Source organism: Streptomyces sp. NPDC012466, assembly GCF_042955215.1.
In the GTDB taxonomy this organism is placed as follows: domain Bacteria; phylum Actinomycetota; class Actinomycetes; order Streptomycetales; family Streptomycetaceae; genus Streptomyces.
On record NZ_JBIBEQ010000006.1, the window covers coordinates 381,755 to 402,825 of the forward strand.

Annotated in this window: 19 protein-coding genes; 9 read left to right on the forward strand and 10 right to left on the reverse strand. The window is 71.3% G+C overall.

Features of this window, described 5'->3' with window-relative positions; genetic code table 11:
- Positions 1 to 12: 12 nt before the first annotated feature.
- Both ACFY9E_RS23785 and ACFY9E_RS23790 read right to left on the reverse strand, forming a co-directional pair.
- Positions 13 to 834: an ABC transporter permease gene (locus ACFY9E_RS23785; RefSeq protein WP_390987321.1), complete on the reverse strand. Its 822-nt coding sequence runs from the start codon at positions 832 to 834 to the stop codon at positions 13 to 15.
- The gene (locus tag ACFY9E_RS23790) at positions 831 to 1,790 is read right to left on the reverse strand and encodes an ATP-binding cassette domain-containing protein (RefSeq protein WP_390987323.1); all 960 of its coding nucleotides are present in this window, start codon (positions 1,788 to 1,790) and stop codon (positions 831 to 833) included. Before ACFY9E_RS23790 ends, ACFY9E_RS23785 begins: the two co-directional genes overlap by 4 nt.
- Before the next feature lie 107 nt (positions 1,791 to 1,897).
- Between ACFY9E_RS23790 and ACFY9E_RS23795 the strand changes: the two genes are divergently transcribed.
- Positions 1,898 to 2,665: a TetR/AcrR family transcriptional regulator C-terminal domain-containing protein gene (locus ACFY9E_RS23795; protein WP_390987325.1), complete on the forward strand. Its 768-nt coding sequence runs from the start codon at positions 1,898 to 1,900 to the stop codon at positions 2,663 to 2,665.
- Between the two features lie 97 nt (positions 2,666 to 2,762).
- Here the strand turns inward: ACFY9E_RS23795 and ACFY9E_RS23800 are convergent, their stop codons facing one another.
- Positions 2,763 to 3,737, reverse strand: coding sequence for a WD40 repeat domain-containing protein (locus ACFY9E_RS23800; protein WP_390987327.1), 975 nt, complete (start codon positions 3,735 to 3,737; stop codon positions 2,763 to 2,765).
- Positions 3,738 to 3,826: 89 nt separating this feature from the next.
- On the opposite strand from ACFY9E_RS23800, the gene ACFY9E_RS23805 reads away from it, so the two are divergent.
- Both ACFY9E_RS23805 and ACFY9E_RS23810 read left to right on the forward strand, forming a co-directional pair.
- Entirely contained in the window at positions 3,827 to 4,501 is a 675-nt protein-coding gene (locus ACFY9E_RS23805; protein WP_390987329.1) for a GDSL-type esterase/lipase family protein, read from the forward strand.
- A 526-nt stretch (positions 4,502 to 5,027) separates the two neighbouring features.
- Complete coding sequence (locus tag ACFY9E_RS23810) at positions 5,028 to 6,020, forward strand: aldo/keto reductase (protein WP_390987331.1); 993 nt, start codon at positions 5,028 to 5,030, stop codon at positions 6,018 to 6,020.
- Between the two features lie 211 nt (positions 6,021 to 6,231).
- Here ACFY9E_RS23810 and thpR read toward each other — a convergent pair whose 3' ends face one another.
- Positions 6,232 to 6,804 carry an RNA 2',3'-cyclic phosphodiesterase gene (gene thpR / locus ACFY9E_RS23815; protein WP_390987332.1) on the reverse strand — a complete coding sequence of 191 codons (573 nt, stop codon included), beginning with the start codon at positions 6,802 to 6,804 and terminating at the stop codon, positions 6,232 to 6,234.
- Between the two features lie 25 nt (positions 6,805 to 6,829).
- On the opposite strand from thpR, the gene ACFY9E_RS23820 reads away from it, so the two are divergent.
- Both ACFY9E_RS23820 and ACFY9E_RS23825 read left to right on the forward strand, forming a co-directional pair.
- Positions 6,830 to 7,363 carry a GNAT family N-acetyltransferase gene (locus tag ACFY9E_RS23820; protein WP_390987334.1) on the forward strand — a complete coding sequence of 178 codons (534 nt, stop codon included), beginning with the start codon at positions 6,830 to 6,832 and terminating at the stop codon, positions 7,361 to 7,363.
- 85 nt (positions 7,364 to 7,448) lie between these two features.
- Positions 7,449 to 8,036: a Uma2 family endonuclease gene (locus ACFY9E_RS23825; protein ID WP_390987335.1), complete on the forward strand. Its 588-nt coding sequence runs from the start codon at positions 7,449 to 7,451 to the stop codon at positions 8,034 to 8,036.
- A 7-nt stretch (positions 8,037 to 8,043) separates the two neighbouring features.
- On the opposite strand, the gene ACFY9E_RS23830 is transcribed toward ACFY9E_RS23825, so the two are convergent.
- Complete coding sequence (locus tag ACFY9E_RS23830; protein ID WP_390987337.1) at positions 8,044 to 9,417, reverse strand: MFS transporter; 1,374 nt, start codon at positions 9,415 to 9,417, stop codon at positions 8,044 to 8,046.
- A 27-nt stretch (positions 9,418 to 9,444) separates the two neighbouring features.
- Complete coding sequence (locus ACFY9E_RS23835; RefSeq protein ID WP_390987339.1) at positions 9,445 to 9,882, reverse strand: MarR family transcriptional regulator; 438 nt, start codon at positions 9,880 to 9,882, stop codon at positions 9,445 to 9,447.
- A 154-nt stretch (positions 9,883 to 10,036) separates the two neighbouring features.
- On the opposite strand from ACFY9E_RS23835, the gene ACFY9E_RS23840 reads away from it, so the two are divergent.
- A complete protein-coding gene (locus tag ACFY9E_RS23840; RefSeq protein WP_390987341.1) occupies positions 10,037 to 10,264 on the forward strand; it encodes a ribbon-helix-helix protein, CopG family in 228 nt (75 codons plus the stop codon).
- Here the strand turns inward: ACFY9E_RS23840 and ACFY9E_RS23845 are convergent.
- Complete coding sequence (locus tag ACFY9E_RS23845) at positions 10,234 to 11,685, reverse strand: solute carrier family 23 protein (RefSeq protein ID WP_390987343.1); 1,452 nt, start codon at positions 11,683 to 11,685, stop codon at positions 10,234 to 10,236. The two genes, ACFY9E_RS23840 and ACFY9E_RS23845, sit on opposite strands and share 31 nt — an antisense overlap.
- A gap of 117 nt (positions 11,686 to 11,802) precedes the next feature.
- Between ACFY9E_RS23845 and ACFY9E_RS23850 the strand changes: the two genes are divergently transcribed.
- From ACFY9E_RS23850 to ACFY9E_RS23860, 3 genes are all read left to right on the forward strand, one after another.
- The gene (locus ACFY9E_RS23850; RefSeq protein ID WP_390987345.1) at positions 11,803 to 12,081 is read left to right on the forward strand and encodes a DUF2530 domain-containing protein; all 279 of its coding nucleotides are present in this window, start codon (positions 11,803 to 11,805) and stop codon (positions 12,079 to 12,081) included.
- A 123-nt stretch (positions 12,082 to 12,204) separates the two neighbouring features.
- On the forward strand, positions 12,205 to 13,050 hold the full coding sequence (locus tag ACFY9E_RS23855; protein WP_390987347.1) for a methyltransferase domain-containing protein: 846 nt from the start codon (positions 12,205 to 12,207) through the stop codon (positions 13,048 to 13,050).
- Positions 13,051 to 13,183: 133 nt separating this feature from the next.
- Positions 13,184 to 15,577, forward strand: a complete 2,394-nt coding sequence (locus ACFY9E_RS23860) for an HAD-IC family P-type ATPase (protein WP_390987349.1) — start codon at positions 13,184 to 13,186, stop codon at positions 15,575 to 15,577.
- A 78-nt stretch (positions 15,578 to 15,655) separates the two neighbouring features.
- Here ACFY9E_RS23860 and ACFY9E_RS23865 read toward each other — a convergent pair whose 3' ends face one another.
- From ACFY9E_RS23865 to ACFY9E_RS23875, 3 genes are all read right to left on the reverse strand, one after another.
- Positions 15,656 to 16,510, reverse strand: coding sequence for a hypothetical protein (locus ACFY9E_RS23865; protein ID WP_390987350.1), 855 nt, complete (start codon positions 16,508 to 16,510; stop codon positions 15,656 to 15,658).
- Positions 16,511 to 16,730: 220 nt separating this feature from the next.
- Positions 16,731 to 17,639, reverse strand: a complete 909-nt coding sequence (locus tag ACFY9E_RS23870; protein WP_390987352.1) for a hypothetical protein — start codon at positions 17,637 to 17,639, stop codon at positions 16,731 to 16,733.
- A gap of 185 nt (positions 17,640 to 17,824) precedes the next feature.
- The gene (locus ACFY9E_RS23875) at positions 17,825 to 20,983 is read right to left on the reverse strand and encodes a sacsin N-terminal ATP-binding-like domain-containing protein (RefSeq protein WP_390987354.1); all 3,159 of its coding nucleotides are present in this window, start codon (positions 20,981 to 20,983) and stop codon (positions 17,825 to 17,827) included.
- Between the last annotated feature and the right edge of the window lie 88 nt (positions 20,984 to 21,071).

A 21,071-nucleotide genomic window follows, 5' to 3' on the forward strand; every position in this document is an offset into this window, starting at 1 on the left:
TCACCGTGACCGCTATCGGCTCAGCTTCTTGAACCGCCGTACCGCCAGCGGCAGGAAGATCACCGTGACGATCACCGGCCACACCCCGGCCATCAGCAGCGCGTGCTGCTCCACCCAGGAGTCGCCGCCCCCGGCCGGCGTCCCGAACAGTTCTCGCGTCGCCGCCGCCGTGGAGGAGATCGGGTTCCAGGCCGCCATCCAGCCCAGCCAGTCGGGCATGAGCTGCGGCGCGACGAAGATGCTGGAGATCATCGTGAAGGGGAAGGCGACCGCGAAGAGTCCGCCCGCCGCCTCCGGGTTGGGCACGATCAGGCCGAGCCACACCCCGATCCAGATCAGCGAGAAGCGCAGCCACAGCAGCAACCCGAACGCGCCGAGGAAGCCCAGGCCGCCGTCCGGCCGCCAGCCCATGGCGAGCGCGGTGAGCATCATGATCGCCAACTCGGCGCAGGCGACGATGATGTCGGTGACCCCGCGCCCGGCCACCACGGCCGAGGAGGCCATCGGCATCGAGCGGAAGCGGTCGATGACGCCCTTGGTGGAGTCGTAGACCACGACGGTCGCCGTGTTGATGAAGCCGAACGCCATGGTCATCGCGAACATGCCCGGCATCAGGAAGTCCTTGTAGTCACCGCCGCCCGGCACCTTCATCGCACTGCCGAACACATAGCCGTAGAGCAGCACGGACAGGATCGGGAAGCCGAGCTGCCAGGCGATGTTGACGGGCTGGCGCCGGTAGTGGGTCAGGCCGCGGCGGACGATGTTCCAGCAGTCGGCGAGCAGCCAGTACGTCCCGCTCCGGGTACCCGGCGTACTCAGGTCGAGGGCACTCACGCGGCGGCCTCCTTCTCGGTCCGGTGTCCGGTCAGGCGCAGGAACACGTCGTCCAGGCTCGGCCTGCGCAGTCCGATGTCCTCGACGCGGACGCCCTCGTCCTGGAGGGTCCGCGCCACCTCGGTGAGGGCCGTGACCCGGTCCGTGACCGGGGCGTGCACCCGCAACTCCGCCTCGTCCGCCTCGGGTTCCCCGTCCGTGACGCGGGCGACCACCTTCACCACCCGCGGGATCTCGGACCGCTCGGCGACCACGACCTCGATACGGTCGCCGCCGACCAGGTTCTTCAGCCCGTCCGGGGTGTCGTCGGCGATGGCCCGCCCCTGGTCGATGACGGTGATGTGCGAGGCCAGCTTGTCGGCCTCCTCCAGGTACTGCGTGGTCAGCAGCACGGTCGTGCCGCCCGCCACCAACTCCCTTACGGAGTCCCACACTTCGCCGCGGCTGCGGGGGTCGAGCCCGGTCGTCGGCTCGTCGAGGAAGAGGACGGCCGGGGCGAGGATCATCGACGCCGCGAGGTCGAGGCGGCGCCGCATGCCGCCGCTGTACTTGCCCACTCCCCGGTCGGCGGCGTCGGTCAGGTCGAACTGCTCCAGCAGTTCGGTGGCCCGGAGCCGGGCCCGCTTGCCGCCCAGGTGGAACAGGCGGCCGAACATCTCCAGGTTCTGCCGGCCGGTGAGCACCTCGTCGACCGCCGCGTACTGGCCGGTGAGCCCGATCCTGGCCCGCACCTCGCGCGCCTGCCGGGCCACGTCGAGCCCGGCGACCGTCGCGCTGCCCCCGTCCAGGCGGATCAGTGTGGACAGGATGCGGACGGCGGTGGTCTTGCCCGCCCCGTTCGGCCCGAGAAGGCCGTGCACCGTGCCCTCGCGCACCGCCAGGTCGAACCCGTCCAGGGCACGTTTCTCGCCGTACCTCTTCTCCAGCGCCTCGGCCCACACCGCGTATCCGTCCATGCCGCCCTCCCGTGTGCTCTCGCCCTGCCGGCATCTAACTGAGTACAGCGTACCCGATTACGCGTACGCCGTACTCAGTTTTCGGACGGGGACCTAAGCTTGGCTCCATGACGAGCGGCACGGGCGGTACGGAGACCAGCGGCAGCGGCGACATCGCGCGCACCCTCGAACTGCTGTGGGACACCGGACGCCGCCCCAGCCGCGGCCCCAAGCCCACCCTGACGCTGGACCGGATCGTGGAAGCGGCGATCCAGGTGGCGGACGCCGAGGGCCTGGAAGGGCTCTCCATGCGCCGCGTGGCCGCCGAACTCGGCACCGGCACCATGTCGCTCTACCGGTACGTCCCCGGCAAGGGCGAGCTGCTCGACCTCATGCTGGACCGGGTGCAGCGCCCCACCGAGAACCCGGCCGACCTCGGCGACGGCGGCTGGCGGGCGGCCCTGGCGGCGTTGGCCCGTGCCACTCTCGCCCTCTACCGCCGCCACCCCTGGCTGCTCCAGGTCAACCAGTCCCGGCCGATCCTCGGCCCGAGCGCCCTCGACGGCATGGAGAAGGTGCTCACCCGGATCCGCGAGCCGATGGGCCTGAGCGACCCCGAGCTGGTCTCCGCGATCGTCATGATCGACGGATACGTCGTCGGCGCCGCGCGCACCCAGGTCCACCAGCTCGAGGCGGAGCGCCGGACGGGTCTGACGGACGCCGAGTTCTGGCAGGCCCAGGTCCCGGTCCTGGAGAAGGTCCTGGCCTCGGGCCGCTACCCGGTCGTGGCCTCCCTGTCCGAGGACGCCTTCGGCACGGAGTTCGACCACTTCGAGTTCGGACTGCAGCGGATCCTGGACGGGCTGGAGGTACTGGTGGCGGCGCGCAGGGCCTAGAGGTTCCGCGCCGTAACGTCGTCGGCGGGCACAGCCTCGGAGTGTCCGAGCCGTCGCCTCGTCCGCCGCGGGGCAGCCGGGAGTTCGCGGGCACCCGCTAGCGCCGCCGCCTCATCCCCCGCAGACCCAGCACCGCCACCAGAACGACGCCCGCGGCGATCGCCCCGGTCTTCAGATTGCCGCTCAGCCCGTCTCCCCCGTCCTCGGACGCGGCCGAACCGCCGCTCCCGGACGACGAGTCGGAGCCGCCGCTCCCGGGGGCGTCCTGTGGCTCCACGGGGCTGTCCGCCCCCTCGGCGCCGTACATGAGCTTCTTGCCGTCGGCGGTGTAGGTGACGGACTCGCCCTGCCCGAGGAACGGCACTCCGAGGCGTTCCTTCCGCTTGATCTTCCCGCCGTTCCAGTCGTAGGCGATCGCGCCGAAGTAGCTGCGGACGACCAGGTGTTCGCCGTCCGGGGAGAGCGTGGCGTCGGTGGCCTCCAGGTCGGGGACGGCCGCGACGGGGCGGAAGGTGTTCGACCCGGAGGGCGAGAGCCGGGCCGGGCCCTCGTACAGGTGGCCGCCCTTCTCGTTCTTGTCGACGATGTAGACGCGGCCGGTCTTCGGGTGCACGACGAGGGACTCGGCGTCCCGCGCGCCGTCGGAGTACTTCACGACGTACTGCGTGGCCTTGATCGTCTGGTCGCGCAGGTTCTTCGGCTCGGGCAGCCGGTAGATCCAGACGTACGGCCAGGTGCCGCCGAGGTTGTCGCCTATGTCGCCGACGTAGATCTGGTCGTCCGGCCCGATGGAGACGGCCTCGACGTCGCGCGGGCTGCCCACGCCGGACAGGGTGATCGTGGCGACCGTCTCACCGGTCGAGCTGTCGACGGCGTAGAGGTAGGCCCCGTCGTCGCTGTCGTTGTGGGTCCAGTAGATGCCGGGGTGCTGCCGCGAGGCCGCCAGGCCGCTGGACTCGGTGATGCGCGGGTCCTTGATCGTGAACTTCTCGTCGCCGTCGGCGGCGGAGGCGGGCACGGCGAGGGCGCCCGTGAGAAGGGCCGCGGCGAGAAGGGCGAACGGTCTGCGCATGCCCCAAGCCTGCCATCCCGCCCGACCGTTCAGGGGGGCGTGGCCCGACTCACACCCCGCCGGGCGACCTGATCGTCCATGATGAGCGGATGCTCAGGTTCATGCCCGTCGGTGACTCCATGACGATCGGAAGCACGGGCGAACACACATGGCGCTACCGGCTGTGGCAGCACCTGTGCCGTTCCTACGACGGCCCCTTCACCCTCGTCGGCCCGCGCGAGACGCTCTACGACAAGGCAGCCGAGGCCCCGGTGTCGTGCGCCTACGCCGATCCGGACTTCCCGCGGGCCCACCTGGCCGGCTGGGGCGAGGGCTGGCAGCACATGGCGCCGCTGATCGGCGACGCGGTGCGCTCGTGCCGCGCGGACGTGCTCCTGGTCTCGCTCGGCCTGATCGACCTGGGCTTCTACACGAACGCCGAGCAGACGGCCGAGAACGTCCGGGCCTTCGTGACCGAGGCGCGAGCGGCGAACCGGCGGGTGGGCATGGTGTGGCTGCCGGTCACCCCCAACGTGCGCGCTCGGTCGGACTCGGCCTTCGCCACCGAGGTCGCCCGCTTCAACGAACTCCTCGCCAAGACGGCCGCGGACCTCGACGAGCCCGGCTCCCCCGTCCTGCTCGCCTCACCCCCGCCGTCGTACGACGTGGACACCGACACCTATGACGGCACCCACCCCAACGCGAGCGGCGAACACAAGATCGCGGCGGCCTTCGCCGGGGCGATGCACCAGGGCTGGGCCCTGGCCGGTCCTTACGAGCCCTAGAGACGGCCCCCGTGTCCTGGCCACCGGCACGGACATCGGCCTCACCCCCAGGACCGGCGAGCTCCCCCGCGACCGACCCCACCGCCCCTCAAAAGGGGCGTCGAGCCGCCCGTCGGACATCCGGCGGCGCAGCTCGGCGATGCCCAGCTCGTCCAGCTCCCCGGGGGCGGTGTCGGCCCGGGCGGCGCCCGGGCCGCCCGGTCGGGCCCGATCCGGCGCCGGGCCCGGGCCGCCGGCGCCGGCCTCGCCCGCGGCGGAAGCAGCTGCGGAAGCCGGATGCGTGCCCGGTAACGGCGTCGCCGCAGCGGCCGTGCCGAGGGCGAGCACGCTGCGGCGCGAGGGGGATGACGTGGAAGTCCTCATGACCGGAAACGCTGGAGACGTGCGCGGCGCGACGCGCTGAGGCTGTCACCCGATCCGGGCCGGCGGGCGGCCCCCCACCGGGCCGGGGGCGAGCCCGGACAAAGCACGCTCCTTCGGGTACGTGCTTGCTTGGAGCGCACTTCAAGACGTTGGCTTGGGCACCATGAAGTACACGCAGCTCGGACGCACGGGACTCAAGGTCAGCCGACTCGTCCTCGGCACCATGAACTTCGGCCCGCAGACCGACGAGGCCGACAGCCACGCCATCATGGACGCCGCGCTGGACGCGGGCATCAACTTCTTCGACACCGCCAATGTGTACGGCTGGGGCGAGAACAAGGGCCGCACCGAAAGCATCATCGGCAACTGGTTCGCGAAGGGCGAGGGACGGCGCGACAAGGTCGTCCTCGCCACGAAGGTGTACGGCAACATGGGCGCCGACGGCCCGGCCTGGCCCAACCACGACAAGCTGTCCGCGGTCAACATCCGGCGGGCCGTGGACGCCAGCCTCAAGCGGCTCCAGACGGACTACATCGACGTCTACCAGTTCCACCACATCGACCGGGACACCCCCTTCGACGAGATCTGGCAGGCGATCGACGTCCTGATCCAGCAGGGCAAGATCCTCTACGTCGGGTCGTCGAACTTCCCCGGCTACAAGATCGCCCAGGCCAACGAGATCGCCGCCCGGCGCGGCGGGACCATCGGCCTGGTCAGCGAGCAGTGCCTGTACAACCTCGCCGAGCGGCGCGCCGAGATGGAGGTCATCCCGGCGGCGCAGGAGTACGGCCTCGGCGTCATCCCGTGGTCGCCGCTGCACGGCGGGCTGCTGGGCGGCGTGATCAAGAAGGAGGTCGAGGGCGGCCGCCGTGCCTCCGGCCGCGCGGCCGACGCGCTCGCCGACGCCGCCACCCGCGCGCAGATCCAGTCCTACGAGGACCTCCTCGACAAGCACGGCATCGAGCCCGGCGAGGCCGCCCTGGCCTGGCTGCTCACCCGCCCCGGCGTCACCGGCCCGATCGTCGGTCCGCGCACCGCCGAGCAGCTCGCCTCAGCGGTCCGCGCGTCCGAGCTGGAACTGTCCGAGGAGCTCCTGACCGGCCTGGACGAGATCTTCCCGGGCCCGGGCCCGAGCCCGGAGGCCTTCGCCTGGTGAACGCCCCGTGAGGGCGCGGGGCTGGTCCGGCGTGCGGCTCCGCCGCGTGGGCGCGACCAGCCCCCCACCGGCCCGCGGCCGGGAAACGGCCGTCCGCGGTTCCCCGCCGCCCTACCTGCCGAGCACGGAAGCCAGGGCGACGACGAGAAACATCAGCACGAGCACACCGGCCATGATCCGGTTGCGGGTTTTCGGGTCCACGGCACCGAGCCTAACCGGCGCCCCCGAGCGGCCAGCGCCCGACCGCCTCGTACCGGGGCTGCTCCCCCGCGACCCCGGACGTCGGAAGACTGCTCCGCACCAGGCACAGCTCGCGCACGGTCCAGGTCCGTCCCGTGAATCCCGCGAGGGCGTCCAGGAAGGCCCGCACGTCCCCCGCCGCCCGGTTCCGCGCCACGGTCAGATGGGCCTTGTACCGCCGGTGCTCCCCCATCGGCACCCCCGCTTTGCGCGCCGCCGCCTCGGCCCGCTCGGCCAGCAGCCGGAGGGTCGCCAGGTCCCCTTCGGCCCCGGCCCACAGCGCCTTCCCGTGCCCGAACTGTCCCCCGCCCCGCACGGCCAGCGAGAACGGCTCGGTACGGCGCGCGGCACGCTCCAGCCGCTCCGACAGCTCCGGGACGAGGCCGTCGTCGACCTCACCGTAGAAGGCGAGCGTGAAGTGCCAGCCGGGACGGCCGGTCCAGCGCATGCCGTCGGCGCCGGGCAGGGCGCGCAACTCGTCCACCACCGCGGCGAGTTCACGGCACACCTCGTCGGGGGGCAGCACGGCCGCGAAGAGTCTCATGGGTCCAGCCTGGCACCATGAGGCCATGCGGATCACCATCCGGGACGGCGGGCCCGACGACATTCCCTCGATACTCGGCATGCTCGACAGCTGCGTGGAGTGGCTGGTCTCCCAGGGGCGCACGGGGCAGTGGGGGACGCGGCCCCTGTCCCAGAGCCCCAAGACCGTGGAGTCCGTCAGCCGGTACATGGCGGAGGGCAGCGTGTACATGGCCGATGTGGACGGCGTCCCCGCCGGCACCCTCACGCTCACCGACTCGGCAGGCGCCTACCTGTCCCACCTCCCCCAGCCCGGCGAACCCGAGCGCTACATCCACTGGCTGGCCTCCGACCGCCGCTTCAAGGGCCACGGCGTGGGCAGCGCCCTGCTGGCCCACGCCGCCGAGGAGACCCGCCGCGCCGGGATCTCCCTGCTCCGCGTCGACTGCTACGCCGGGGACGACGGCAAGCTCGTCCGCTACTACGAGGCCAACGGCTTCACCCGCACCGAGGCCTTCACCGTCGGCGAGAACGACTGGCCCGGGCAGCTGCTGGCCCGGCGGGTGCAGGCGGCCTCCTGACCCGGGCGTGTCCAGGTCACCGTGCGTATCGTTGTACCGCGCGGCCGAGCCCGTCCACGGGGCACGGCCGGGGAGGAGCGCCACGATGACCGTCCTTGCAGACAGGATCGAGATGGCCGACAGCCGCGGCGAACTCACCCTCGACATGATGTTCGAGTGGGTGGAGACGATGCCCGTCCCCGAGGGTTACAAGGTCGAGATCGTCGGGGGGAACATCTTCATGGCGCCTCAGCGGGACACCCACTGGGACATCATCCTGGACATCGTCGAGCAGCTGCGCGGCACGTACCCGCGCAAGCGCGTGAAGTCCGACGTCCGTGTCGACTACCCGGGCCACCTCAACGGCTTCGCCTCCGACATCACCGTGATGACGGAGGGCGCGGCCAAGAACGCCAAGGGCCTGTGGCGCTATCAGGACGTCGAGTTCGTCGCCGAGGTGATCTCCGAGAAGACCGGCGCCAACGACTACGGTCCGAAGAAGGACGCCTACGCAGCCGCCGGCGTGCCGGTGTACCTGATCGTCGATCCGTACACCGGCCGCTGGCATCTGCACACCAAGCCCAAGGACGGCGAGTACCGGGGCGAGCTGAGCCTGGACTTCGGGGACGAGATCGACTTGACGGGCACCGTGGTCGGCCTCGTCCTCAAGACCGGCGAATTCCCCCGGGACTGATCGAGCCCTACGCCGCCGGGGCCAGCTGATCCTGCTCGCGGGGCACGAACCGCACCCGGGGATGGCCGCCGTACCAGCCGACCGCGAGGCGCAGATTGCCGACACGGGCCAGGACCAGGCCGATGACGGCCGCGGCGATCGCCGCCACCGCGCCGCCCGCCGCGAGGCCGACCCGGGCGCCGTACGTGTCGGTGATCCAGCCGACGATCGGGGCGCCGACCGGAGAGCCACCGAGGAAGATCATCATGTAGAGGGCCATGACGCGCCCACGCATGGCCGGGTCCGTGGACATCTGGATGCTGGTGTTCGTCGTGACGTTGACCGTCATGCCGAACAGGCCCAGCGGGACCATGAGCAGCGCGAACATCCACAGCTCGGGGGTCGTCGCCGCCAGGATCTCCAGTGCGCCGAAGGCCATGGCCGCCACGATCAGCAGCCGCAGCCGGGCCGTGCCCCGCCGCGCGGCGAGCAGGGCGCCCGCGACCGAGCCGACCGCCATCAGCGTGTTGAACATGCTGTACGCACCGGCCCCCGCGTGGAACACGTCGTCCGCGAAGGCCGACAGGTAGACGGGGAAGTTGAAGGCGAACGTGCCGACGAAGCCGACCAGGACGATCGGCCAGATCAGCTCCGGACGGCCGGTGACGTAACGCACGCCCTCCCGCAGCTGTCCCTTGCCCCGGGGGGCGCGCTCCACGGCGTGCAGCTCGCGGGCGCGCATCAGCAGCAGGCCGGTGAGCGGCGCGATGAAGGACAGGCCGTTGAAGAGGAACGCGTAGCCGGTGCCGACGCCGGTGATGCACAGACCCGCGACGGCGGGGCCGACCAGGCGGGCCGACTGGAAATTGGCCGAGTTCAGGCTGACCGCGTTCTGCAGCTGCCCCGGGCCGACCAGCTCGGAGACGAAGGACTGCCGGGCCGGGTTGTCGACGACGGTCGCGAGACCGACCGCGAACGCGGCGACGTACACGTGCCACACCTGGACGTGCCCGGTGAGCGTGAGGACGGCCAGGGCGATCGCGGTGAGTGCCATCGCCGACTGCGTCACGAGCAGCGCGGGCCGCTTGCGCAGCCGGTCGACGAGGACACCGCCGTAGAGGCCGAAGAGCAGCATCGGCAGGAACTGCAGCGCGGTCGTTATGCCGACGGCGGCGGAGGAGCCGGTGAGGCTGAGCACCAGCCAGTCCTGGGCGATGCGCTGCATCCAGGTGCCGATGTTGGAGACGACCTGCCCCATGAAGAAAAGGCGGTAGTTCCGCACCTTCAGGGAGGAGAACATCGAGGACTTGCGGGCGGGCCGGGCGGCGGATGTGCCGGAGGTGGGCGGGGAATCGTGGGGATCAGGTGCGGGGGCGGAAGCTGCTCCGGGTCCCGAACTCAAAGGGTTCGCCTCCTTGCTGCATACGGCTTACAGGTGCGCGAGCTTCTCCAGCACGGGGGCGGCGGCGCGCAGTTTCGCCCACTCGTCCTCGTCGAGGTTCTCCACCAGCGTGGCCAGGAACGCGTTCCGCTTGGCGCGGCTCTCCTCGAGCATGGCCTCGGCCTGCTCGGTGCGTGTGACGACCTTCTGACGGCGGTCCTCGGGGTGCGGCTCCAGCCGGACCAGCCCCTTGGCCTCCAGCAGCGCCACGATGCGGGTCATCGACGGCGGCTGGACGTGTTCCTTGCGGGCGAGCTCGCCCGGTGTGGCCTTGCCGCACAGGGACAGGGTGCCCAGCACCGACATCTCGGTGGGGCTGAGCGACTCGTCGACCCGCTGGTGCTTGAGCCGACGGGACAGCCGCATCACGGCGGAGCGGAGGGAGTTCACGGCGGCTACGTCGTCGCCATGGTTGAGGTCCGGCATGTTCTTTAGCGTAACTCATTACTCTCGCTAAAGACCAGCGGTCACGCACAGACCGCCCGTGACGCCCGCCACTGAAGCGTGACATCACTCATATGGGTGACAAAGCTGCGGAACGCGCTCCACCGTGGCGAACGGTGCCGCGACCCTCTTGGTCATGGGGACCAGTGTGCTCAGCCTGCGCATAGACCACGACCTGCTCGAACGGCTCCGGCACCAGGCCGCGAAAAGGGGAATGAGCGTCCAGGACCATGTCGTCCGGACGCTCATTCGCGATGACTTCGACCAGCGGTTCCAGGCCGCCGTCGAGGAGACGGAGAGGTTCTACGGCTCACCCGACCCCGGTGACGAGGATCAGGTCAGACCCAGCGCCGGCATCAGGTAGTAGAACGCGAACACCGCCGACACGACGTACATCGCCACCGGCACCTCTCGGCCCCGCCCGGCCGCCAGCCGCAGCACCACGAAGGTGATGAAGCCCATGCCGATGCCGTTGGTGATCGAGTAGGTGAACGGCATCATCAGCATCGTCACGAAGGCCGGGACGGCGATCGTGTAGTCCGCCCAGTCGATCTCCCTGACCGAGCCGGCCATGATCAGGAAGCCGACCGCGAGCAGCGCCGGCGTGGCCGCCTGGGACGGCACCATCGTGGCGACCGGTGTCAGGAAGAGGGCGACGGCGAAGAGGCCACCGGTGACGACGTTCGCGAGACCGGTCCGGGCGCCCTCGCCGACGCCCGCGGTGGACTCGACGAAAGCGGTCGTCGCGGAGGAGGAGCTGGCGCCGCCGGCGGCGACCGCGAGGCCGTCGACGAACAGCACCTTGTTGATGCCGGGCATCTGCCCCTCGCCGTCGGTCAGCTTCGCCTCGTCGGAGACGCCCATGATCGTGCCCATCGCGTCGAAGAAGCACGACAGCAGCACGGTGAAGACGAAGAGCACCCCGGTCAGCACGCCGACCTTCCCGAAGCCGCCGAACAGGCTGACCTGCCCGATCAGCCCGAAGTCGGGGCTGGCGACCGGGTTGCCGGGCCACTTCGGCGTGGTCAGACCCCAGCTCGGCACCGTCGCCACCGCGTTGATGACGACCGCGAGGACCGTCATGGCGACGATCGAGATCAGGATCGCGCCGGAGACCTTGCGCACGATGAGCGCGAGGGTCAGCAGGACGCCCAGGACGAAGACCAGCACCGGCCAGCCGTTGAGGTGACCGTCCCCGCCGAGCTGGAGCGGGACGGTGGTCTGGGCGACGTCCGGGATGCGGGAGACGAAGCCCGCGTCGACGAGCCCGATCAGCATGATGAACAGGCCGATGCCGATGGAGATGGCCTTGCGCAGCCCGTAGGGCACGGCGTTCATGACGCGCTCGCGCAGTCCCGTGGCGACCAGCAGCATGACCACGAACCCGGCGAGGACCACCATGCCCATCGCGTCCGGCCAGGACATGCGCGGGGCGAGCTGGAGGGCGACGACGGAGTTCACGCCGAGGCCGGCGGCCAGCGCGATCGGGACGTTGCCGATGACGCCCATGAGGAGGGTGGTGAGCGCGGCGGTGAGGGCCGTCGCGGTGACCAGCTGACCGTTGTCGAGCTGGTGACCGTACATGTCCTTCGCGCTGCCCAGGATGATCGGGTTCAGCACGATGATGTAGGCCATCGCGAAGAAGGTGGCGAGACCGCCCCGGACCTCGCGGGACAGGGTGCTGCCCCGCTCGGAGATCCGGAAGAAGCGGTCGAGTGCGCCGTACGTGGGCCCGGCTCCCGGCTGTTCAGGGGCGGGGACCTTGGCGGGAGCCGAGGAGGACATGTGTTTGGTGTTTCCTACGAAGAGAAGCGGACAGACACAAACCGTTTCAGTATGAACATATAAGGCCCCGATCGCACATCTCCGCGCGTAGACCTGATCGCCTCGTAAGCTGTCCCCATGGCGAAATGGACCCCCCGACACGAGGCGCCGGAGCCCTTGGAGGGCCCCGTGGTCGCCACCATCACCGGCGGCACGATCCTGTGGTTCGTCCTCTTCCTGGTCCAGCTCCCCTTCTACGGCTGGTTCGACGACCACGGCCACACCTGGTGGGTGTGGACCTGCCTGGCCGGCGCCGGGCTGGGACTGATCGGCATCTGGTACGTCCGCAGGCGTGAGGCCGCGATCAAGAAGGCGGCGTCCGCCGAGAACCTGACGGCGACGCCCGAAGCCCCCTAGGCACCTTCCTTCCCGCTCTCCGGCGAGACACGCCGTCGCCCCCTCCCTACGCTCGTATAAGGCGGCGAAACGCTCGAAAACCGTCGGCGCGAAACCGCCGCCCGACCGGTGAGGAGCGCAGCGATGACGATGCAAGACAGCGCGGCCGAGGCCGACCGTGCCCTGAAGTCCAAGCACCGGGCGATGTGGGCCCAGGGCGACTACCCGTCGCTGGCCGCCGAGGTCATCCCGGAACTGGGAGCGATCCTGGTCGAGGCGTGCGGAGTACGCTCCGGCCGGCGGGTGCTGGACGTGGGAGCCGGTTCCGGCAACGCCGCGATCCCGGCGGCCCTGGCCGGCGCGGACGTGGTGGCCTCCGACCTGACCCCGGAGCTCTTCGAAGCCGGCCGTCGGGCGGCCGAGAAGCAGGGTGCGCACCTCACCTGGCAGGAGGCCGACGCCGAGGCCCTGCCCTTCGGCGACGCGGAGTTCGACACCGTGCTGTCCTGCGTGGGCGTCATGTTCGCCCCGCACCACCAGCGGGCCGCCGACGAACTCGTCCGGGTCTGCCGTCCGGGCGGCACCATCGGGCTGCTCAGCTGGACGCCGCAGGGCTTCATCGGCCGGATGTTCGCCGCGATGAAGCCGTACGCGCCACCGCCCCCGCCCGGAGCCCAGCCGCCCCCGCTGTGGGGGGACGAGGACCATGTGCGCGCCCTCCTCGGCGACAGGGTCACGGACGTCGGCGCCGAGCGCCGCACGGTGAGGGTCGACCGCTTCGAGACGCCCGAGATGTTCCGCGACTACTTCAAGGAGCGTTACGGCCCGACGATCAGCGTCTACAAGAACATCGCCGGTGAGCCCGAACGCGCCGCCGCCCTGGACGGCGCCCTGGTGGACCTCGCCCGCGACGGCGACCTCGGCACGGGCGCGGACGGGACGGTCCTGGAGTGGGAGTACCTGCTGTTCACCGCACGCCGGGCGGGCTGACACCGGGGCGTGGCACCGGGGTCCGGCGCCCTGCAACTGCCGTACGACCACGGCACGAAGTCCGTCCTTCCCAGGTCGGATCTTCGCCGCATTCAGCGGGTGAAGCGGCAAAACCGCACGTACCGTCGAATGCATGACGCATCTCGACACGGGTGCCCGGACCGACTCCGCGCGGCCGGCGACGGTCACCTCCCGCGAGACCGGCCTGACCGGTGCTCAGGTCACCGAGCGGGTGGAGCGCGGCCAGGTCAACGACGTGCCGGTGCGCAGCAGCCGGTCCACCGTCGACATCGTCCGTGCGAACGTCTTCACCCGCTTCAACGCGATCATCGGCGTGCTGTGGCTGATCATGCTGGTGGTCGCGCCGATCCAGGACAGCCTGTTCGGGTTCGTGATCCTCGCGAACACCGGCATCGGGATCGTCCAGGAGTGGCGGGCGAAGAAAACGCTGGACTCGCTCGCGCTGATCGGCGAGGTGCGGCCGACCGTCCGCCGCGACGGGACCGCCGCACAGGTCAGCACGTCCGAGATCGTGCTGGACGACCTGATCGAGATCGGGCCCGGCGACAAGATCGTCGTCGACGGCGTCTGTGTCGAGGCCGACGGGCTGGAGATCGACGAGTCGCTGCTCACCGGCGAGGCCGACCCGGTCGTCAAGCACCCGGGCGACCAGGTCATGTCGGGCAGCTTCGTGGTCGCGGGCGGCGGGGCGTTCCAGGCGACGAAGGTCGGCCGGGAGGCCTACGCCGCCCAGCTCGCCGAGGAGGCCTCGCGCTTCACCCTCGTCCAGTCCGAGCTGCGGTCGGGCATCTCCACGATCCTCAAGTACGTCACGTGGATGATGGTCCCGACCGCGATCGGCCTGGTCATCAGCCAGCTGGTCGTGAAGGAGAACGCCTTCGACGACTCGGTCGCCCGCACGGTCGGCGGCATCGTCCCGATGGTCCCCGAGGGGCTGGTCCTGCTCACCTCGGTCGCCTTCGCCATCGGCGTGATCCGCCTCGGCCGCAAGCAGTGCCTGGTGCAGGAGCTGCCCGCGATCGAAGGGCTGGCCCGGGTCGACACCGTCTGCCTCGACAAGACCGGCACCCTCACCGAGGGCGGCATGGACGTCACCGAGCTACGGCCGCTCCAGGGCGCCGACGAGACGTACGTACGCAAGGTGCTCGGCGCGCTCGGCGCGTCGGACCCGCGGCCGAACGCCTCCCTGAAGGCGATCATCGACACCTACCCGGCCGTCGAGGACTGGCGCTGCACCGAGGCCCTGCCGTTCTCCTCGGCCCGCAAGTACAGCGGCGCCGCGTTCAGCGAGGGCGACGGGCGGTCGAGCCGATGGCTGCTGGGCGCACCCGACGTGCTGCTGGCGGAGGACGATCCGGCCCTCGCCGAGACCGGGCGGCTGAACGAGCAGGGCCTCAGGGTGCTGCTGCTCGCCCGGGTCGCGCGGGACCTGGACGATCCCGACGTGACGACCGGGGCGAAGCCCACCGCCCTGGTCGTGCTGGAGCAGCGGCTGCGGCCGGACGCCGCCGACACCCTGCGCTACTTCGCCGACCAGGACGTCCGGGCCAAGGTCATCTCCGGCGACAACGCGGTGTCGGTCGGCGCGGTCGCCGCCAAGCTCGGGCTGTCCGGCACCACCGTCGACGCGCGCCGGCTGCCCGCCGAGCAGGAGGGAATGGCCGACGCCCTGGACGACGGCACGGTGTTCGGGCGGGTCACCCCGCAGCAGAAGCGGAACATGGTGGGGGCGCTCCAGTCCCGCGGGCACACGGTCGCGATGACCGGTGACGGGGTGAACGACGTGCTCGCCCTGAAGGACGCCGACATCGGCGTGGCGATGGGCTCCGGCTCGGAGGCGACCCGGGCGGTCGCGCAGATCGTGCTGCTGAACAACAGCTTCGCGACGCTGCCGTCGGTGGTGGCCGAGGGGCGCCGGGTCATCGGCAACATCACCCGCGTGGCGACCCTGTTCCTCGTCAAGACGGTCTACTCGGTGCTGCTCGCCGTGCTGGTGGTGTGCTCGCAGGTGGAGTACCCGTTCCTGCCGCGCCATCTGACCCTGCTGTCGACGCTCACCATCGGCATCCCGGCGTTCTTCCTGGCGCTCGCGCCCAACAAGGAACGCGCGCAGCCGAACTTCGTACGGCGGGTCATGCGGTACGCGATTCCGGGCGGGGTCGTGGCCGCGGTGGCGACCTTCGCGACGTATCTGATCGCCCGGGAGCACTACACGGGTGCGGGGGCGCTGGACGCGGAGACGAGTGCGGCGACGCTGACGCTGTTCGTCGTCTCGATGTGGGTGCTGGCGATCATCGCCCGGCCCTACACCTGGTGGCGTGTCGCCCTCGTCGCGTCCATGGCCGGGGCGTTCCTGCTGGTGCTGGTCGTGCCGTGGTTGCAGCACTTCTTCGCGCTGAAGCTGGTCGGGATGACGATGCCGTGGATCGCGGTCGGCATCGCGGCGGTGGCGGCGGCCGCCCTGGAACTCCTGTGGAGGTGGGTGGACCGCCGCTTTCCCGCTTGAGCGCGGCGCCGTGCGGGCTTGTCGCGCCCACGCGGCGGAGCCGCACATCGACACAGCCCGCGCCCCTTGCGGGGCGTCTTACTTCACGTCGACGTAGTCGCCCGTGGCGTTGACGGCCGGGGTGGTCGTCGTGCCGGCGAAGCTGAAGCGCCAGTAGCCGTCGTACTGGGCGGTGGCCGTGGCCTTCAGGTTGCCGTAACCGTCGGAGTACACCGTCTTGACCGTGGTGTACGTGCTGGTGCCCGCCTTGCGGAACTGGAGCTTGACCGGCTGGTTGGTGTAGCCGTGGTAGGCGTTGTCCTCCCAGTTGGCGCGGGACAGCTTGCCCGTCGACGTGATCGTCTTGCCCTTGTAGACGGGCTCGGGGCCGGCGTTGACCGTCAGCTTGGAGTAGCGCTGGACCTTGGTGGCGCCCAGGCCGCCCTGCATCTTCTCGGCGCCGTCGCTGGTGACGGCGAGGGCGCCGGCGCCCCAGGTGCCGGCGTCGGAGTTGAACAGGTCGCCGTCGGCCGGGCGGATGTTGATGACGCCCTTGCAGTTGAGGACCGTCGACGAGGCGGCGGTGCAGGTGGCCGGGTCGTCGCTGATGAGGACGTTGTCCGCGGTGTCGAGCGAGGAGCCGTGGTAGATCAGCGGACCGGTGGCGAAGTTGTCGGTGCTGGTGTCGAGGTCCGCGGCGTGGGTCACGGTGAAGGTGACGGGCACGCTCACCATGTTGGTGGTGCCGACGGCGATGTTCTTGCCGCTGTTCACCTTCATGTTGGAGAAGGTGACGTCGAGGTTCGACGCGGTGGTGCCCGTGCCCGCGTCGGCCGCGGCGGAGCTGAACGCCTGCTTGCCGGACGGGGCGTCGGCGGCCTGCGCGGCCGGGACGACGAGGGCGGAAAGGGCCAGGGCGCCGGCGACGGCGGCCACGGTGGCTCGGATGTGCATGTGTTCCCCAGGTGGAGAAGTGATCTAGGAGTCTGTTGACTCACGCGATCAGATCCACGAACCCCGGGCGGGGTTGTACGGCTCGGCCCGGATTTTGCCGTCTCATCCGCGACGCTTGACACGCCCGTGGCATATGCACGGCGTGCAGACGGCGCCGCCGGCCCCGGTATGGCACCGGGACCGGCGGTGTCCGTCGTCGCGCGAACGGTCGTGCGGACGGTTATCGCACGTCGACGAAGTCACCCGCGGCGTTGACCGCCGGGGTGGTCGTGGTGCCCGCGAAGGAGTAGCGGAAGTAGCCGTCCGTCGAGGCCGTGACGGTGGTCTTCAGCTCGCCCGTGGAGTTGGACTTGATGGTCTTCACCGTGGTGTAGGTGCTGGAACTCTTCTTGCGGAACTGCAGCTTCACCGACTGGTTGGTGTAGCCGTGGTACTGGTTGTCGTCCCAGTTGGCGCGGGACAGCTTGCCGGTGACCGTGATGGTCTTGCCCTTCTTCACCGGCTCCGGCGAGGCGTTGACCGTCAGCTTGGAGTAGCGCTGGAGCTTGAAGGAGTTCGTCGGGTCCTTCACCGCGACACCGACGTTGTCCAGGTTCGGGTTCTCCGGGTCCTCGCCGTTGAACGCGACCGCGAACGCCGCCGCCTTCCAGGAGCCGGCGTCCTCGTTCAGCAGCGCGTACGGGTCGATCGCGACGGTGGCCTTGCACTGGGCGACGGTCGCGGAGGAGTCCGTGCAGGTCGCGTCGTCGCTGTCGAAGAAGAAGACCGTCTCCTCGAACGAGGCACCGCGGTACAGCTCGACGGCCGCGAAGAAGTCCGGGGCGTGGATGTCCACTTCCTGGCCGTGGGTCAGCGTGAAGGACACCGGGACCTTGACCACGTTGGTGGTGCCGACCGAGATGTTCTTGCCGTTGTTGACCTTGACCGAGGAGAAGGTCGCGTTCAGGGCGATCGGCTCGCCGTCCGCGTCGGCGGCGAAGGCCGACCGGCCGGAGTCGGCGTGGACGACCTCGCTGGCGGCGGCGATGTTCGCGGGAACCTTCGGCTCCGCGGCCTGCGCGGCCGGCACGGCGAGGGCGGAGAGGGCCAGGGCGCCGGTGACGGCGGCCACGGTGGCTCGGATACGCATGCGTTCTCCAGGTGGAGAGGGGCCCCGGTGCTCGTCGTCGGCTCTCGGGGCCCAAGTGATCGTGGAGTCTGTTGACTCACGTGATCAGATAGCTCAGCAGTGCGCTTGGTTGTACGGCAGGTGAAAAATATGTGCGCCAGTTTTCACCAACAGCCCCATGTCTCCACTGAATCGGTCGATTCCGGTCAGTCGAACCACCGGTCCCGCGCCAGCTCCTCCGTGCGGGACGGGTCCTCCAGCAGCGCCCCCACCTCGAACCGCCGCGGCCACTGCCCCGCCGCCCAGGCGAGCCCCGCGGCGACGCCCTCCAGCGTGGCCGCGTGCAGGACGCCGTCGTCGGTGAGCCGCCAGTCGATCTCCACGCCGTCGACGACGAGTTCCTCGTGCTCGACGTACGAGGACGGGGTCCGCCGGCCCAGCAGCACCCGCACCGGCTCCGGTACGTCGTGCTCGGTGCCCTCGGAGGTGACCTCCCCGGTGACGGACTCGCTCAGCCGCCGCACCTGGAACAGTTCGGCCAGCCCGGCGGCGCGTGACGGCCGTACGGGGAGCAGCGGGACGCCCTCGGTGAACGGCAGCAGGTCGGGCGAGTCGCACACCACGGCGTCGGCCGCGTCCACGACCTCCACCCGGCCGTCGATGACGGCCCGCAGGTCGTCCGGCAGGGTCACCTGCTCGGGATCGAGATCGGCCAGCGCCCCGTACAGGGCGTGCAGCTGAGCGTCCGTCACCTCCCGCTCGGGGTCGGCGAGCCGGTCGAGCAGCTCGGCGGCACCGCCGGGCTCGTCCAGCAGCGCGGCGACGGAGGTGCGCACCCCCAGGGCCCGCAGCACCTGCTCGTCCTCGAACCCGGACGCGTCGGCCTCGTCGTACAGCCCGCGCAGCAGCGGGTCGCCGCCGGCGGCCCGCAGTCCGGCCGGGCGGCGGCCGTCGAGCACCGGGTTCCCGCGCAGCCACCAGGCGGTGTACGACCGGACGACCTCGTGCGTCCCGTCCGGCAGCAGGATCCGCACGGGCTGCACGATCGCGTCCCTGAGCGGCGGCCGGGACAGCAGCGCGAGCGCCTGCGCCCACTTGTCCTCGTCGACCAGGTCCAGGTCCCGCACGGCGAGGATCTCGGTGGCGACCGGCGGCACCGGGCTGTCCGGGAAGCGGTCGAGGATGTCCTCGCACCACACGTCGACGGCGTCCAGCAGGCCCGCGTCGTCCGGTTCGGCGAAGTCGCCGTCGCGGGGCTCCAGTTCGTCGGGGTCGAGGACGACGTCGTTGGCGCGGACGACCGCGAAGTTCACCAGGACCCCGCAGGCGGCCAGCGGCTGCTCGCCCCACTTGGCGGCCAGTTCGGCGTCCACGAAGGCGAGTTCGCCCTCGCGCATGACCTGGGCGAAGGGACCGCCGGGGTAGACCAGTTCGCAGGCCGGGGCCGGTTCGCCGTCCTCGTCGGGCAGGGCGAGCGCGCCGAGCCAGGGCTCGTCACCGGGCTCGAGACCGGCGTCCCGCACCAGCGCGAGGACGGTGTCGGCCAGTTCGTCGGCGTCGAGGACGTCCTCTTCCCAGTTCACGCCCCCCTCGTCGTCCAGGGACGCGGCGACGGCGGCCCGGACCTGCGGGGTGGTGAGGACGGCCCGGGGGGTCGCGGGCAGGGCGCCGAGCTTCTCCAGGATCGGATGGGCGGCGTCCGGGTGGGCGACCTTCAGGCCGAGCCGGGCCAGCACCTCGGGGTCGATCCGGGCGGCCTCCGCGCCGGGCAGGAGCACCTGCCGGGGCCCGATCGCCGTCCGGCCTCCCCCGGTGCCGAAAGCCTGGGAGGTGCCCCCAGCCAGCGGAACCGGAAGCCCCGACAGCCGCTCCGGGTCGATCCCGGCCAGGCTGTCGTAGAGCCGCCGCCACCAGCCGGGTTCCTTCTCCAGACCGGCCAGCCGGTCGATCGCGTCGGTCAGCGGGACCCGGGCGACGCCCAGGGTCCGCAGCTCGGCGCGGCGCTCCAGCCCGGCGGGCAGCAGGGTGGGCAGCACCTCGGCGAGCACCCGCACGGTGTCCGCGCCCGCGCCCTCGACGACCTCGGCGTCCCGGGGCCGCAGGGATTCCGGCAGGTCGTCGCCCTCGCCGGGCGGGAGGGCGGGCGGGAGGAACGCAGTCCGCGGCAGCCGCTCCAGGATCGCCTGGCGCAGGGCGCCGTCCAGTTCGCCCTTGCCGAGCGGCCCGGGCACGAGGTCGATGATCCCCGAGGTCACCGGCCGCCAGTCGCCGAGGAGTTCGGCGTAGGCGTCGGCCGCGCGCTGGACCAGGAAGTCGGTCAGCGGGCCGGGGGCGGCGTGCCGGCGGGTGGAGTCCAGCGGGAACGAGGCGATGAGCAGGGCCGGGACACCGAGCGGCTCGTCGCTCGGTGTCGGGGCGTGCACGACCGCGCTGGTGCGGGGCCGGGCCGGGCTGCCGTCGCTGTCCACGGGCACGGCCCAGGTGACGGACCAGTGGGGCCGCAGCCGCTCCTCGACGGGCCGGTCGGCGAGCAGGTCGGGGGTGAGGGGGCCGTGGGCGGCGGCGCTGCGCCAGTGGGTGACGCCGTGGGCGGAGTCGTCGACGACGGTGAAGGGCCCGTCGGTCCGGCGGGTGAGGGTCCGCGGGCTCTCCCCGTTGATCTCGACGACCAGCTCTTCGAGTCCGGGAAGGGTGAGCAGCAGGGCGTCGTCGACGGCCCGCAGGAGCCGCTCGGCGAGGTCGGCGGCGGCCGCGTCCCGCAGCGGCAGGATGACGGCGGTGTCGTACGGGTCGGGGGCGGTGCCCTCGGCGGCGTAGGGCAGCCGCAGCAGGGGTACGTGCCCGTCCCGCCGCCGGACCTCGTCCCCGAGGCCGGGGCTGTGCCGGGCGGTCTCGGCGGCCAGGGCCCTGGCCTCGGCCAGCGACCAGCGCACACCGCCGTGCCGGCCGACGACGGCGGGCTCGTCGGTGACGGAGAGGACGGCGGCGAACCCGACGCCGAACCGCCCCACGGAGGACGTGTCCCCCGAGTCCCTCTTGGCCGACGCCCGCAGGGTGGACAGCGACTCGACCCCCGTCGCGTCCAGCGGGGCTCCGGTGTTGGCGGCGACGAGCACCCCGTCCCGCAGGGTGAGCCGCAGCCGGCCCGGCACTCCGGCCCGGGCCGCCGCGTCGGCCGCGTTCTGGGCGAGTTCCACGACGAGCCGGTCCCGGTAGCCGCCGAGAACCAGGTCCTCCTCGGCATTGGCGTCCTCGCGGAACCGGGCGGGGCTGGTGGCCCAGGCGTCGAGGACACCGCGCCGCAGACGGGCGGTACCGAACGGATCGGCCCCCTCGGCGGCGGGCCGCACGAACTTGCTGCTCACGTTCCGTTCCTTCTCCTCGTGGACGTGAGGACGAAGGTACCGCCTGGGGAGCACCCGCCGTGCGCCTGCCCGGCGCGGGCCGCCGGGT

Bases quoted from the DNA above. Each gene is read 5' to 3' on its own strand.
- ACFY9E_RS23790 (WP_390987323.1), bottom strand. From the start codon at position 1,790: ATGGACGGATACGCGGTGTGGGCCGAGGCGCTGGAGAAGAGGTACGGC.
- ACFY9E_RS23795 (WP_390987325.1), top strand. From the start codon at position 1,898: ATGACGAGCGGCACGGGCGGTACGGAGACCAGCGGCAGCGGCGACATC.
- ACFY9E_RS23800 (WP_390987327.1), bottom strand. From the start codon at position 3,737: ATGCGCAGACCGTTCGCCCTTCTCGCCGCGGCCCTTCTCACGGGCGCC.
- ACFY9E_RS23805 (WP_390987329.1), top strand. From the start codon at position 3,827: ATGCTCAGGTTCATGCCCGTCGGTGACTCCATGACGATCGGAAGCACG.
- ACFY9E_RS23810 (WP_390987331.1), top strand. From the start codon at position 5,028: ATGAAGTACACGCAGCTCGGACGCACGGGACTCAAGGTCAGCCGACTC.
- thpR (WP_390987332.1), bottom strand. From the start codon at position 6,804: ATGAGACTCTTCGCGGCCGTGCTGCCCCCCGACGAGGTGTGCCGTGAA.
- ACFY9E_RS23820 (WP_390987334.1), top strand. From the start codon at position 6,830: ATGCGGATCACCATCCGGGACGGCGGGCCCGACGACATTCCCTCGATA.
- ACFY9E_RS23825 (WP_390987335.1), top strand. From the start codon at position 7,449: ATGACCGTCCTTGCAGACAGGATCGAGATGGCCGACAGCCGCGGCGAA.
- ACFY9E_RS23835 (WP_390987339.1), bottom strand. From the start codon at position 9,882: ATGCCGGACCTCAACCATGGCGACGACGTAGCCGCCGTGAACTCCCTC.
- ACFY9E_RS23840 (WP_390987341.1), top strand. From the start codon at position 10,037: ATGGGGACCAGTGTGCTCAGCCTGCGCATAGACCACGACCTGCTCGAA.
- ACFY9E_RS23845 (WP_390987343.1), bottom strand. From the start codon at position 11,685: ATGTCCTCCTCGGCTCCCGCCAAGGTCCCCGCCCCTGAACAGCCGGGA.
- ACFY9E_RS23850 (WP_390987345.1), top strand. From the start codon at position 11,803: ATGGCGAAATGGACCCCCCGACACGAGGCGCCGGAGCCCTTGGAGGGC.
- ACFY9E_RS23855 (WP_390987347.1), top strand. From the start codon at position 12,205: ATGACGATGCAAGACAGCGCGGCCGAGGCCGACCGTGCCCTGAAGTCC.
- ACFY9E_RS23860 (WP_390987349.1), top strand. From the start codon at position 13,184: ATGACGCATCTCGACACGGGTGCCCGGACCGACTCCGCGCGGCCGGCG.
- ACFY9E_RS23865 (WP_390987350.1), bottom strand. From the start codon at position 16,510: ATGCACATCCGAGCCACCGTGGCCGCCGTCGCCGGCGCCCTGGCCCTT.
- ACFY9E_RS23870 (WP_390987352.1), bottom strand. From the start codon at position 17,639: ATGCGTATCCGAGCCACCGTGGCCGCCGTCACCGGCGCCCTGGCCCTC.